The 14,467-nt window shown below is 60.3% G+C and carries 9 protein-coding genes; all 9 read left to right on the top strand.

Annotated elements, in window-relative coordinates; all coding sequences use genetic code 11:
- Positions 1–38: 38 nt before the first annotated feature.
- Genes VGG22_03070 through VGG22_03030 form a run of 9 tightly spaced genes read left to right on the top strand, consistent with a single transcriptional unit; the run spans position 39 to position 14,461 of the window.
- Positions 39–5,645, top strand: coding sequence for a HAMP domain-containing protein (locus tag VGG22_03070; protein HEY1727344.1), 5,607 nt, complete (start codon positions 39–41; stop codon positions 5,643–5,645).
- A complete protein-coding gene (locus VGG22_03065) occupies positions 5,642–6,481 on the top strand; it encodes a CheR family methyltransferase (GenBank protein ID HEY1727343.1) in 840 nt (279 codons plus the stop codon). Before VGG22_03070 ends, VGG22_03065 begins: the two co-directional genes overlap by 4 nt.
- A gap of 40 nt (positions 6,482–6,521) precedes the next feature.
- Complete coding sequence (locus tag VGG22_03060) at positions 6,522–8,111, top strand: AMP-binding protein (GenBank protein HEY1727342.1); 1,590 nt, start codon at positions 6,522–6,524, stop codon at positions 8,109–8,111.
- Positions 8,111–8,902 carry an SDR family oxidoreductase gene (locus tag VGG22_03055; GenBank protein ID HEY1727341.1) on the top strand — a complete coding sequence of 264 codons (792 nt, stop codon included), beginning with the start codon at positions 8,111–8,113 and terminating at the stop codon, positions 8,900–8,902. Before VGG22_03060 ends, VGG22_03055 begins: the two co-directional genes overlap by 1 nt.
- 10 nt (positions 8,903–8,912) lie before the next feature.
- The gene (locus VGG22_03050; protein ID HEY1727340.1) at positions 8,913–10,544 is read left to right on the top strand and encodes an AMP-binding protein; all 1,632 of its coding nucleotides are present in this window, start codon (positions 8,913–8,915) and stop codon (positions 10,542–10,544) included.
- Positions 10,541–11,419, top strand: coding sequence for an amidohydrolase family protein (locus VGG22_03045; protein ID HEY1727339.1), 879 nt, complete (start codon positions 10,541–10,543; stop codon positions 11,417–11,419). The genes VGG22_03050 and VGG22_03045 overlap by 4 nt, the downstream gene beginning before the upstream one ends.
- On the top strand, positions 11,416–12,636 hold the full coding sequence (locus VGG22_03040; GenBank protein HEY1727338.1) for an ABC transporter substrate-binding protein: 1,221 nt from the start codon (positions 11,416–11,418) through the stop codon (positions 12,634–12,636). Before VGG22_03045 ends, VGG22_03040 begins: the two co-directional genes overlap by 4 nt.
- On the top strand, positions 12,633–13,499 hold the full coding sequence (locus VGG22_03035) for a branched-chain amino acid ABC transporter permease (protein HEY1727337.1): 867 nt from the start codon (positions 12,633–12,635) through the stop codon (positions 13,497–13,499). Before VGG22_03040 ends, VGG22_03035 begins: the two co-directional genes overlap by 4 nt.
- Positions 13,496–14,461 carry a branched-chain amino acid ABC transporter permease gene (locus VGG22_03030; GenBank protein HEY1727336.1) on the top strand — a complete coding sequence of 322 codons (966 nt, stop codon included), beginning with the start codon at positions 13,496–13,498 and terminating at the stop codon, positions 14,459–14,461. The genes VGG22_03035 and VGG22_03030 overlap by 4 nt, the downstream gene beginning before the upstream one ends.
- Positions 14,462–14,467: the final 6 nt, after the last annotated feature.

The raw sequence follows: 14,467 nt of genomic DNA, 5'->3' as shown, positions 1-14,467 counted from the left end.
CACTACGCGCCCTCGGACGCGGCGATTTCTCCGCCCGTTTGTCGTCCAGCACGACCGATCCGGATTTGGCAGAAGCATTCAACGACGTCGCAACGCTGAACGCGCGACTAGTACGAGAGCTGCAGCGCATCAGTCAGACCGTCGGACGTGACGGACGGCTTGCGCAGCGCGTCTCGGTTTCGGGTGCAGTCGGTGACTGGTCGGCTGCAATCGATTCGGTCAATGAGCTGATCTCCGACCTCGCGCATCCGATCATCGAGACCGGACGCGTGCTGGCGTCGGTCGCGCGTGGCGATCTTTCGCAACAGGTCACGCTCGAAATCGACGGCCGTCCGCTCAAGGGTGAATTCTTACGAGCCGGCCGCACGCTGAACACGATGGTCGATCAGCTGAACGCATTCGCTTCGGAAGTCACGCGCGTCGCACGCGAAGTCGGTTCTGAAGGAAAACTGGGTGGCCAGGCCCAGGTCCGCGGCGTAGCCGGTACGTGGAAAGACTTGACCGACTCCGTGAACTCGATGGCCGGTACGCTGACGAACCAGATTCGGAACATCGCCGAAGTCACCACCGCCGTGGCTCGCGGTGACCTTTCAAAAAAGATCACCGTCGAAGCGCGCGGCGAGATTTTGCAGCTGAAAGACACGATCAACGTCATGGTCGATCAGCTGAACGCATTCGCGTCCGAGGTCACGCGCGTCGCACGCGAAGTCGGTTCCGAAGGACGGCTCGGCGGACAGGCCGACGTCCGCGGCGTTGCCGGTACCTGGCGCGATCTCACCGAGTCCGTCAACGGAATGGCTGGTAACCTGACGGCACAGGTTCGTAACATCGCCGAAGTCACGACCGCCGTCGCAAAGGGAGACCTTTCGAAGAAGATTACCGTCGACGTTCGCGGCGAGATCCTTCAGCTCAAAGACACAATCAACACGATGGTCGACCAGCTCAACGCATTCGCATCCGAAGTCACGCGCGTCGCACGCGAAGTCGGTACCGAAGGAAAACTCGGTGGCCAGGCGCGCGTCGAAGGCGTCGCGGGTACGTGGAAAGACCTTACCGACTCCGTGAACTTCATGGCCGGTAACTTGACCTCGCAGGTCAGAAACGTCGCCGAAGTCACGACTGCCGTTGCGCGCGGCGACCTTTCAAAGAAGATTACCGTCGACGTACGCGGCGAAATGCAAGAACTGAAGGCGACGATCAATACGATGGTCGACCAGCTGAACGCATTCGCATCCGAAGTCACGCGCGTCGCACGCGAAGTCGGTACGGAAGGGAGACTCGGCGGTCAAGCCGTCGTCGAAGGCGTCGCCGGTACGTGGAAGGACCTTACGGACTCCGTGAACTCGATGGCCGGTAACCTGACTTCGCAGGTCCGTAACATCGCCGAAGTCACGACCGCAATCGCGCAAGGCGACCTTTCAAAGAAGATTACGGTCGCCGTTCGCGGCGAGATTCAAGAGCTCAAGGCCACGATTAATTCGACGGTCGACCGGCTCAACGCATTCGCATCCGAAGTCACGCGCGTTGCGCGCGAAGTCGGTACCGAAGGAAAGCTCGGCGGACAAGCCGTCGTTCCGGACGTCGCCGGTACGTGGAAAGACCTTACCGACTCGGTGAACTTCATGGCCGGCAACTTGACCAGTCAGGTGCGTAACGTCGCCGAAGTTACGACCGCCGTCGCAAAAGGCGACCTCTCACGTAAGATCACCGTCGACGTGCGCGGCGAAATGCTCGAGCTCAAAGGTACGATCAACACGATGGTCGACCAGCTCAACGCGTTCGCATCCGAAGTCACGCGCGTCGCGCGCGAAGTCGGTACGGAAGGAAGACTTGGAGGTCAAGCCCAGGTCCCCGGTGTCGCCGGTACGTGGAAGGACCTAACCGACTCCGTGAACTCGATGGCCGGCTCGCTGACCGCGCAGGTTCGTAACATCGCCGAAGTAACGACCGCCGTCGCAAAGGGCGATCTTTCAAAGAAGATCACCGTCGACGTGCGCGGCGAGGTTCTCGAGCTCAAAGGCACGATCAACGTCATGGTCGACCAGCTCAACGCATTCGCATCCGAAGTCACGCGCATGGCGCGCGAAGTCGGATCGGAAGGCATTTTGGGTGGTCAAGCGCAGGTGCCCGGTGTCGCCGGAACCTGGAAGGACCTTACGGACTCGGTCAACACGATGGCCTTCAATCTGACGAACCAAGTCCGTAACATCGCGCGCGTTACGACCGCCGTCGCAAACGGCGACCTTTCGAAGAAAGTTACGGTCGACGTGCGCGGCGAGATGCTCGAGCTGAAAGACACGATCAACACGATGGTCGATCAGCTCAATGGTTTCGCATCCGAGGTCACGCGTGTCGCGCGTGAAGTCGGTTCCGAAGGAAAACTGGGCGGACAAGCTCAGGTGCCGGGTGTGGGCGGCGTGTGGAAAGACCTGACCGACTCCGTGAACTCGATGGCAGGTAACCTCACGAACCAGGTTCGCGGAATCGCGAAAGTCGTTACCTCGGTCGCAAACGGCGACCTCAAACGTAAGCTGCTCCTCGAAGCCAAGGGTGAGATCGAAGAGCTCGCCGAGACGATCAACACGATGATCGATACGCTCGCAACGTTCGCCGATCAGGTTACGACCGTTGCGCGCGAAGTCGGCTTCGAAGGTATCCTCGGCGGACAAGCTGAGGTTCCCGGTGCCGCCGGTCTGTGGCGCGACCTGACGGACTCCGTCAACCAACTGGCTGCACAGCTGACGTCGCAGATTCGTGCGATCGGTGAAGTCGCAACTGCCGTCACCAAGGGTGATCTCTCTCGAACGATTGAGGTCAGTGCACGCGGCGAGGTCGGACAGCTCACCGAAAACGTCAACGAAATGATTCGGAACTTGCGCGACACGACGCGTAAGAACCAAGAACAAGACTGGCTCAAGACCAACCTGGCCCGCTTCACCGGTATGTTGCAAGGCCAGAAAGACATCAAGACCGTTGCGAAGATGATCATGAGCGAGCTGGCTCCGCTGGTCGAAGCGCAAACCGGTGTCTTCTACTTGAACGAACCCGTCGACGAGCAACCGCTTCTCAAGCTCATCGCCGGCTACGCGTATACGACGCGCAAGCATCTCAAGCAGCACTTCACGGCGGGCGAAGGCCTCGTCGGGCAGTGCTTGTACGAACGTGAGCGCATCCTCGTCACGAATGCGCCGCCCGACTACATCGAAATCAGCTCGGGACTCGGCGCTTCGGGCCCGCTCAACATCGTCGTGCTGCCGGTGCTCTTTGAAGGCGAAGTTCGCGCCGTCATCGAGCTCGCGAGCTTCCAGAAGTTCAGCGAGATCCACTTGCTCTTCCTCGATCAGTTGACCGAATCGATCGGCGTCGTTTTGAACAACATCGCGACGAACATGCGTACGGAAGAGCTGCTCAAGCAGTCGCAATCGTTGACCGCAGAGCTGCAAAGCCAACAGGACGAGCTTCAGCACACCAACGAGGAGCTGGAAGAAAAAGCCCGCCTACTCTCCGAGCAGAACGTCGAAGTCGAACGCCGTACGCGCGAAATCGACTCGGCACGCAAAGAGCTCGAGCAAAAGGCCGAGCAGCTCGCGCTCACCTCGAAATACAAATCTCAATTCTTGGCAAACATGTCGCACGAGCTGCGCACGCCGCTCAACTCGCTGCTCTTGCTCGCCAAACAGCTCGAAGACAATCCGGGGCAGAACCTCACACCCAAGCAAGTCGAGTTCGCACAGTCGATCCGGCGCGCCGGTATCGACCTGCTCGACCTGATCAACGACATTCTCGACCTCTCGAAGATCGAGTCCGGCATGACTCCGGTCGAGATTGGGCCGATGCCCTTCAACGACATCGTCGAGAACGTCGAGCGCACGTTCCGCAGCATCGCGCAAGATCGTGGGCTCGCGTTCACTGTACAGCTCGGTGAAGGATTGCCGGAAAGCATCGAAACCGACAGCGTTCGTTTGATGCAAGTCCTCAAGAACTTGCTCTCCAATGCCTTCAAGTTCACACAGGACGGCGCCGTGACGCTCGACGTCACGACCGAACGCCGCGCAGACGCGAGCGGCAACATCATTCCGTGGGCCGACTTTGCGGTGACGGACACCGGCATCGGTATCGCGCCAGACAAGCACAAAGTCATCTTCGAAGCCTTCCAACAAGAAGACATGAGCACGGCCCGCAAGTTCGGTGGCACCGGACTTGGTCTGGCAATCAGCCGTGAAATCGCCGGCCTCTTGGGCGGCGAGGTCATGGTTGAAAGCGCGCCGGGCGATGGTAGCACGTTCACGTTCTCGCATCCGCTGGTGCGCCCGGCGCAACGCCTTTCCCACGTCATGGCAATGCCTGCGCCGCAACAATCGAGCGTCGCGACTACGCCGGCGGCGCCGGCACCGAAGCCGATCCCGGCCGCGACGATCGACTACACGGGGCATCCCGAGATCGCCGACGATCGTGGCTCGGCACAACCGAGCGATCGCGTCGCCCTCATCGTCGAGGACGACACGATCTTCGCGCGCATCTTGCTCGGACTCGCGCGCGATCGCGGGTTTAAAGGGCTCGTCGCAACCAGCGGAGCCGAAGGGCTGGCATTGGCGCGGCAGTTCTTGCCCGACGCGATTACGCTCGACATCAGTCTCCCGGATATGGACGGCTGGGACTTACTCGACGCCGTCAAGCGGGATCACAGCACACGGGAGATTCCCGTGCACGTGATTTCGGGAGCCGAGCAGTGGCAGCGGGCCATGAATTCGGGAGCGGTCGCGCATCTGCGCAAGCCGGTCACCGAAGAGCAGCTGGTTAGTGCGTTCGATAATCTGCTCGGATTCGCCGAGCAGCGTTCGCGCAGCGTGCTCGTCGTCGAAGACGATCTCACGCAGCTTTCAGCGATGGCAAATCTCATCAGTACCGGCGAGATCGTGGTAACGGCCGTTGCGGCCGGTACCGAAGCGCTCTCAGCGCTGGATGAAAACCGTTTCGACTGCATCGTCATGGACTTGGGTCTTCCGGACATGGCGGGCGTCGACCTGATAAAGCAGATCAAAGAACATCCGACGCATCCGCAGGTACCGATCGTCGTCTATACGGGACGCGAGCTCAGCGAGGCGGAGGAACACGAGCTGCGCCGCCTGAGCGAAAGCGTCATCATCAAGGACGCGATGGCCCCACAACGGTTGATCGAAGAGACCAATTACTTCCTCAACCAAGTCGAATCGCGCCTTGCCGTCGGCAAGCGCGGCTTCGATAAGGCTCGCATCGGATCGTCGCTCGAAGGCCGGACCATTCTCGTCGTCGACGACGACACGCGTAACATCTTCGCGCTCAAGACGATGCTCGAAGAATATCGCCTGAACGTCCTAACCGCCGAAAGCGGAATGCAGTGTCTCGACATGCTTGGGCGTGGCGAGCACGTCGACATCGTCCTGATGGACATCATGATGCCCGAGATGGACGGTTACGAGACGATCCGCAGGATGCGCAGCGACGATCGCATGCGTGATCTGCCGATCATCGCCCTCACCGCGAAAGCGATGAAAGGCGATCGTGAAACGTGCCTCGCGGCGGGCGCATCGGAGTACATTTCCAAGCCCGTCGATATCGAACAACTCATCTCGCTCATCCGCGTCTGGTTGAACGTCCCCGCGTGATCGTACCGCTTCCGAGCACGGTCTCGGTAGCCGACATCGAGTTGCAGCTTCTTCTCGAAGCCGTCAATCGATTCTCCGGCTACGATTTCCGTGACTACGCTCCCGCATTCGTCAAGCGCCGGGTGGCCGAGCGAATGCGGGCAGAGAGTTTGCGGACGATCTCCGGGCTGCAAGAACGCGTTCTGCACGACGGCGAAGCGCTCGATCGTTTCGTTTTCGGACTGAGCTCGCGCTCGAGCGAGCTTTTCGACGAACCGTCGCTATTCGCGGAGCTGCGCACCACGATCATGCCGATGTTGCGCACGTTCCCGTTGATTCGTGCTTGGATCGTCGGATGCGGCCGCGGCGAAGAAGCCTATTCGCTCGCTATCCTCTTCCGCGAAGAAGGCCTCGCGCGGCGCGCACGGATCTACGCCACGGATCTATCCGGCACGGCGATCGCATGCGCAAAGGAAGGTAAGATCCACGCTGAGACGCTCGATGGGGCGTTTCGACGATATCGCGAGTCCGGCGGAAAATCGACGCTCGAAGATTACATCTCGTTCGAAGGCGAGGCGCCCTCGATGGATCCGGCCTTACGAGAAAACATCGTCTTCTCGACGCACAGTCTCGTGTCGGACGGGTCGTTCAACGAATTTCACTTAGTGTTGTGCCGCGAGCAGCTGCCGCAATTCAACAAACATCTCGCGTATCGCGCCCATCAGGTCATCTTCGACTCGCTCAGTCGCGGCGGGTATCTCGCACTCGGACCGAGCGAATCGATCCGTCTCGCCCCGCATCAGCGCTGCTTCGAGCGCGTCTCGCAGATCGAACAGATCCACCGCCGCATACGATAGCCCGGGATGACATGGCAAAAACTCCAGCGAACGCTGGCGCGTGCGTGTGCCTTGGCCCGAACGGCTAACACCCGAGGTTGTTTCCGGCTTCTATCGCAGCGGTGACTGGCAAGAGCAAACTGCGAACGAAACGCTGGATCGCTTAGCACAGCTTCGGCCAGATGCATTAGCGCTCGTCGATTCGACGCGGCGGTTGACGTTCAGAGAATATCAAGAGGCAGCCATAAACCTGGCTTCCGCGTTCCTCGAATTGGGGCTTACGCGTGACGACGTGATCGCGGTGCAGCTCCCGAACGGCGTCGATTTCCCGATAACCATCAACGCCGCGATGCGTGCCGGGATCCCGTTCTGTCAATTTCATCACGGATTCCGTAGCAAGGAAGTCGGCTTCGTGCTCGAGTTCTCGCGAGCGCGTGCCGTCGTAATCCCGGGCGTGCACCACGGCTTCGACTATGCGGCGATGATCGCCGAGCTGCGCCCGAAGCTCCCCAATCTCGAGCGCGTCATCATTGCATCCGATCCGGTTCCTCCGGCGTCCCAACATGCGCTGGCGCAACTTGCCGAGCGCCGGCCGAAGAGCGACGACCTCTGCCGGATGGCGTTTACTTCGGGAACGACCGGCGATCCCAAGGCGGTCGTGCACACGCACAATACGTCAAGCTGCACGGCACGTTCCTCGGCGCGCGATCAACGCATGAGCGAGCAGAGCGCCATGCTGCTGTTTCTACCGGTCGGACTCAATTGGGGACTCGGCTGCACCAAGCAGTCGTTGTTCTCCGGCTGCAAGATCGTGTACATGGAACGCTTCGAGGCGCGAAAGGCGCTCGAGATCATCGAGCGCGAGCGCATCACGCATTTCGTCACCGCCCCTGCAAGCCTCGTCACGATGATGGACGCGGCCGACGGCGGGAACTACGATCTCACCTCGCTCGAAGTGATCGTATCGGGCGGCGCGTCATGTCCGATCGAGGTTATGAAACGCGCGCAACAACGTTTTGGTGCACGCGTTCTCGAGATGTACGGTATGCTCGAATCCGGCGTCCAATCGCGGACGTACATCGAAGACGACTATCAGCTCGTCGCCGGAACCGTCGGACGGCCCGTGCGCGAGGCGCAGGTGCGTGTATGCGATGCCGAAGATCGTCTTGTCCCCGCAGAAACGGTCGGCGAAATCGAGTGCTTCGGGCCGTCGGTGATGTTTGGCTACTACGAGAATCCCGATGCGAACAAGCGGGCGTTCACCGCAGACGGGTTCTTCCGCACCGGTGATCTCGGCGTATTCGACACCAGCGGATTGCTGCGCATAGCAGGGCGAACGAAAGAGATGATCATTCGCGGCGGAGCCAACATCTATCCGCGCGAGATCGAAGAGGTGCTCTTCGAACATCCGAAGGTTGCCGACTGCGCGATCGTCGGAGTCCCGCACCCACGTCTGGGCGAGACGGCGGTGGCGTGCGTCGTCCTTCGTCCAGGCCAACACTTTGGGTTTGACGACATGATTGCGTTCCTCGAGCCCCGCATTGCGCGCTACAAACTACCCGAGCGTTTGATCGTCCTCGACGAGCTTCCGCGCACGCCGACCGGGAAAGTTCAAAAGCCGTCCCTCGCGCAGCTCGTGGAGGCGAAATAGTGGACTTGGGACTTCGCGGCAAAGCCGCAATCGTGTGCGGTTCGGCACAAGGAATCGGATTTGCGATCGCACGCGAGCTTGCGCAAGAAGGCGCGCAAGTGACGATCACCTCGCGCAAAGCCGAAAATCTCGCGAATGCTGCAAAGAAGATCAAAGAGCTCACCGGCGCCGACGTCTTGCAAATTCCGGGTGATTGGACGAAGGCCGCCGACAACGAGCGCGTAGTCGGCGACACCGTAGCCGCGCGTGGACGTCTCGACATCCTCGTCAACAACGATGGTGCGCCGCCGCTCGGCGATCTAATGAAGTTTGATGACGCTGCTTGGCTGAAAGCTATCGAACGCAATTTTCTCTCCGCGGTTCGAATGACGCGGCTGTGCGTTCCGCACATGCAAAAAAACGCGTGGGGCCGCATCATCAACATAACGGCCACGTCCGCGAAGTCGCCGATCCCGCAATACGGGCTTTCCGTTTCGACTTGGGCGGGGCTCTTCGGTTTTGCGAAAACGCTGTCGCTCGAGATCGCCGGCGACGGCATCACGATCAATACGATTATGCCGGGACGCATCAACACCGAACGGCTCGAGATCGTGCTACGATACGAAGCCGAGCGTTCTGGTCGCGACTATCAAGAGATGGTCGCCGAAGACGTCAAGCGAATCCCGGTGGGCCACGCAGGTGAGCCGGAGGACATCGCGGCGCTGGCGGCCTTTTTGTGCTCGACCCGTGCCGGCTACGTCACGGGCACGGCGATTCAAGCCGACGGAGGGACGATCCGCAGCCTATTGTGAGGGAAACGCGATGCAACTCCTGAGAGAACGACTGACCCCTGCCGTCATCAAGCAGTACGAGACGGCAGGGCTTTGGACCCAGACGACGGCTTGCGAAGTTCTCGAAGAGAACGCTCGCCGGTTTCCGGATCGTATTGCGCTCGTAGATGGCCGTTTGCGAATCACGTACGGCGAGTATTGGGGCGCAGTCCAGCGGCTCGCAACGAAATTCGTCGAGATGGGGATCACGCGCGAGGACGTCGTCGCGATTCAGCTTCCGAATTGGACCGAGTTTGCGATCGCCGTGAACGCTGCGATGCTGGTGGGGATTCCGTTCTGCCAGTTTCATGCCGACTTCCGAGCCAAGGAAGTCGAGTTCATCCTTTCGTTCGCAGAAGCAACGTGTTTCGTCTTCGCGCAGGAGTTCCGCGGCTTCGCATACGCTCCGATGGTCGACGAGATGCGCGCACGCTTGCCGCGGCTGAAGCATCTCATGATGGTCGGCGACAATATCCCGAGCGGAACATTCGATCTCCGTGCGTTCCTTGCCGATCGCTCGCAAAAGATCGATGATGCTGCGCTGCGTCCGCGACGTCCCAAGGGCAACGATCTCTGCCGTGTCGCGTTTACGTCGGGAACGACCGGCGATCCGAAGGCCGTGCAGCACACATATAACACGACGATCTGTGCGTGCTACGTCTGCAACCGCAATCAACTCCTGGGTGAGGACGGCGCGACGCTTATCTTCTTACCCGTCGGCCTTAACTGGGGGCTCATGCTGATCGTCGAAGCCATCCTTGCCGGCGCGAAGGCCGTTTTGATGGATCGTTTCGATGCGGGACTGATGATGCAACAGATCGAGCGCGAGAAGATCACCCACTTCGCGTCCGCACCGGCAGCGGTGATCGCGATGCTCGATCATGCCGATCTGAAGAAATACGATCTCACCTCGCTGCGCGCATATGTCGTCGGCGGCGCATCTTGCCCGATCGAAGTCATCCTGCGCGCCGAACGCGAAATTCCGGGACGGCTCCTAGAAATGTACGGGATGCTCGAAACCGGTTCGCAGGCGCAAACGCTTACGGGTGACGATCCCGAGCGCGTGGTCGGACTCGTCGGACGCCAAGTTCCCGAGGTACCGCTGCGCATCTTGGATGAGAACGATCAGGATGTTCCAGTCGGTACCGCCGGCGAGATTGCAAACATTGGTCCTTCGGTGACGCCGGGATATTACAACAACGCGTCGGCGAACGAGCGCGCCTTCACCAAGGATAATTGGTTCAAGACCGGAGACCTTGGCGTTCTCGATTCCGACGGTTACCTCAAGATCGTCGGCCGCAAGAAAGAGATGATCATTCGCGGCGGCGCCAACATCTATCCGCGCGAAATCGAAGAGGTGCTCTTCAAGCATCCCGCCATCGCTGATTGCGCCGTGATCGGGACGCCGCATCCGCGAACCGGCGAACAAGTCGTCGCGTGCGTCGTCGTTCGGCCTGGGATGACCTTCGGATTCGAAGAGATGAGCGCGTTTCTGGCTCCCCAAATTGCCAAATACAAGCTGCCCGAGCGTCTCGAGCAGATCGAAGTCCTACCACGTACTCCGACCGGTAAAGTCCAAAAGGGGCGCCTGCGCGATCTCATCGAGTCCAAGGCGACGGCATGAAGCTGATCGACATGCACTCGCACTGGGGTACGAAGCGCGGCTACGTTCTGCGCACGCCCGAGCAACTCGAACAGCAGCAACACACCTGGCGTTCGAAGCCGCGCTATTATACGGAAGAGGAACAGGCTCAGTACTTCCGTCAGAGCGGCGTCCGCGTTATCCTCGACTTCGGATTCGACAAGGGGCTGATCGGCGGGGAAGCGCGCCAGATCCATGACTATGCGTTCGAGTACCAGCGCACGTACCCGGACTGCGTGATCGGGAATTGGATTCATGTCGATCCCAAAGCCGGCAGGCCCGCGCTCGATGAGTTTGAGTATTGCTTGCGCGCCGGCGCCGGATTTTGCGGGCTCGCTGTTTCGAGCGCCGGCTCCACAGCCGCGAGCGATCCCGCCTGGGAGCCCTTCTATCAGATGTGCACCGACGCGGGAGCGCCCGCGCTAATCTTCGTCGGAACGACCGGTGCCGGAGCCGGCTTACCCGGCGGCGGCGGCATTCGCCTGGATGCAACGCATCCACGGCATCTCGACGAGGTCGCTGCTTCGCACCCCGATCTCACGATCATCGCTGCGCGACCAGCGTGGCCGTGGCAAGACGAGATGATCGCGATCATGCTGCACAAGCCGAATGTTTGGTACGAGCTGCATGGCTGGTCGCCGAAGTATCACACGCCCGCGCTCAAACACGAGATATCGCGCCGCCTCAAAGACCGCGTCATGTTCGGCGCCGACTTTCCGTTGTTCACCTACGAACGGCTGGTCCTGGATTGGACGAAGGAAGGTTACGCGCCCGAGATTCTCGAGAAAATTTTCTATCGCAACGCCGAGCGTTTCTTCGAAATTCACTCGGCGTCAACCAAAGGAGTCAAGGTATGAGGGGAATCCGCTTTTTCGCTTGGGTCGCACTCGTCGCGCTCGTCTCGACGCTTGCGTACGTTCCGGCACGCGCCGCGGGCGTCCAAGGTCTGGGTGCAAAAAGTATTCTGATCGGCGTGCAAGTCTCGCTGACTGGTCCGGCCAGTACGGTTGGGCAGGGTTTCAAGGCCGGAACGCAGATGGCGGTCGACGAGATCAACGCGCACGGGGGGATCAATGGCCGTCACATTGACGTCGTGTACGAAGACGACGCCGGCACGGCCGAAGGCGGCATCTCCGCGGTGCGCCGCTTGATGGATCAAGACAAAGTCTTCGCGATCTTCGGGGGCGGCACGAGCACCTCGACGGCCTCGGTGATTCCGTTGATTCAGCAGTCGAAGTTCTTGTACTACGACTCGCTCGCGAGCGACCCGCGCGTCCTGCAAAACTATAGCCCCTACGTCTTCAGCGGCATGACCGTCGTACGCGCAGATGTTGCCGCATACGCTGCCAAAGTTCTGGGCCAAACGTTCAAAGCGCACACCGTCGGCTTTCTTTCGAGCGACGAAGCATTTTGTACGACGGTACTGCCATTCATGATTCCGCGGCTCGCCGATCAGGGCATCAAAGTCGTTTTGCAAGAAAAGTTCAAGAGCGGTGACACCGACTTTACGGCTCAAGCAAACGCGATCAAGTCCGCAAACCCGGATGCCATGTACCTGTGCGGGCTTCCGGCCGACGGCGGACGTCTTCTTCCGCAGCTCAAGCGCGCCGGAATAACCTCGAAGCTGCTCGGAGACACCGTCTTCGGCGACACGGTCGTACCGAAACTTGCCGGACCGGCAGCCGACGGATTCTATTCGCTCTGGATCAACTCCGAACAATTCATGGGCGAGAAGACCGGCCCGATGGGTGAATGGAAAATGCGTTTTGCGAAAGCCTTTCCCAACCCGCCGCCCAACACGCCCAACTCGTTTTCGCTCGCGGGCTATGCGGACTTCTACGTGTTCGCCGACGGCTTACGCCGCGCGGGAGCGAATCCGACCCAAGACAAAACGGTTGACGGACTCGAGCACGTCCACAACTTTATCGCGGGCAAGGATTCGTTTTTCACGTGGGCCGTACCGATCGGTCTTCCACGCTCGTTTCGAAACGGAGATCACAAAGGTAACCGCGAGTGCGTCTTGATCGTCGTCAAGAACGGCGACTACACCCGCGTCGAGAACTTCGGTACGTGACATTACTCGTCGGCGGCATCGCGATCGGAGCGGTCTACGCTCTGATCGCGATTGGGCTGACGCTGATCTTTCGCGCCACGGGCGTCGTCAATTTCGCACAGGGCGAAATGCTGATGGCAGGAGCGTACGCATACGTATTTCTGGCGCAAAACGGACAAAGCACGCTCGTGCAGATTTTGGGACCGATTGCGCTCGGCGCAGTGATCGGCCTCATGTTCTTCTTCGTAACGCGCATTCTCTTAGGCCGGGCCCCCGAGATCAGCATCGTTATCGGCACGCTCGCGATCTCGATCCTCATGCAAGCGGCCGCGCGACTGCAATTCACCGACAATCCGATACGCGCCGTCCCTTGGCTCTTCGGCGACCATGATGTCTCGCTCGGCGGCGCAGGGACGGTCTCACTCAACAGCTTCACGGTCGTCGCAGTCACGCTGATCATCTTCGCCGCCTTATACGTCACGTTCACGACCACGACATACGGTAAGGCGATGCGTGCCGTCGCGGAAGATCCGCGACGCGCAGCGATCACCGGCATTCCGGTCAATCGTATGCTCGCGCTCAGCTGGTCACTGGGCGGAGCCGTCGCGGCGATTGCCGGCGTGCTGCTGGCGCCGATTACCGGCGTCTTTCCGGCCATGGGCGCCGGTGTGCTCTTTCCCGCCTTTATCGCCGCCGCAATCGGCGGCTTCGAGAGCGTCTTCGGTGCGCTGTTCGGCGGCGTCATCCTCGGCGTCGTACAGACCTATGCGGTCGTCGGAGTCGGCGGCGTTGCTCGCGACGTCATAACCTTCGCGTTACTCGTCGCGGTCTTGATCTGGCGTCCGCAGGGCATCTTCTCGACCGTCAAGCTGCGTACGCATTGACGAAGCTACTCCCCCGGTTTCCCTACTCGCCCTTCGTTTACGGTTCGTTGCTGGGAATAGCTGCGATCGCGTTCGAGTTCACGCTACCGGCATACCCGCGATTCGTCTTCGGACAATTCGCGGTGCTGGTCATCATTACGCTCGGCGTGAACCTGCTGCTTGGCGTTGCCGGTTTGCTGTCGCTCGCAAGTCCCGCCTTTGTCGGGATCGGCGCCAACCTCTCGACGGCGATCATGCTCCGCGCCCACGTTCCAATACTCATTTCGATTCCGATTGCCGTCATCGTGGGATGGTGCATCGGGTGGATTCTCGGCTTCGTCTCATTGCGCTTGGCCGGCTTCTATCTCGCAATGGTGACGTTCGGGTTCCTCGACGTCTTTCTCGTCATTTTGAATGAGGGCGGTGATTGGACGGGCGGCGGCTACGGTCTGATCGCCCCGCCCACGACGCTGCCGCTAATCGGCAACGTCACGCTCGACGTGGTGATTGCGATCTGCGCATTCACGGCCAGCCTCGCGATCGTGCTCGTCCGCGAGCTGCAGCGCTCGCGCATCGGACGCGCGTGGCTCGCGATCAAGGACGAACCAATCGCCGCCGAGATCCAAGGCATCGACGTCCCGCGCATGAAGACGCTCGCGTTTGCGGTTTCGAGCGCCCTTGCGACGCTCGCAGGTACGTATCAAGCCTTGCTTCTCGGCGTCACGAACCCGAGCGCCTACAGCTTGAACGTTGCGGTCGCGCATTTGACCTACGTCGTCGTCGGAGGCATGACGGCGAGCGTGGTCGGCCCGGTCGTTGGACCATTCATCCTCTTCGTCATACCCGAGCTGTTTCGCGCAATTGGGCAATACCGCGAAGTATTCTACGGAGCCGTTTTATTGCTCGTGCTCATCCTGGCACCGAACGGAATCACGGGAACGATATTCGATCTGACAAAAGGCCGCGCGAGACCAGGCCGATAGCGATCT

Source organism: Candidatus Baltobacteraceae bacterium, assembly GCA_036489885.1.
GTDB lineage: Bacteria > Vulcanimicrobiota > Vulcanimicrobiia > Vulcanimicrobiales > Vulcanimicrobiaceae > JAFAMS01.
Note: the sequence above shows the minus strand (reverse complement) of the source record. Positions and strands in the feature narration are given on the sequence as shown.

Excerpts from the sequence above, each read along its gene's own strand:
- VGG22_03050 (HEY1727340.1), top strand. The coding sequence starts at position 8,913 with ATGCAACTCCTGAGAGAACGACTGACCCCTGCCGTCATCAAGCAGTAC.
- VGG22_03040 (HEY1727338.1), top strand. The coding sequence starts at position 11,416 with ATGAGGGGAATCCGCTTTTTCGCTTGGGTCGCACTCGTCGCGCTCGTC.
- VGG22_03045 (HEY1727339.1), top strand. The coding sequence starts at position 10,541 with ATGAAGCTGATCGACATGCACTCGCACTGGGGTACGAAGCGCGGCTAC.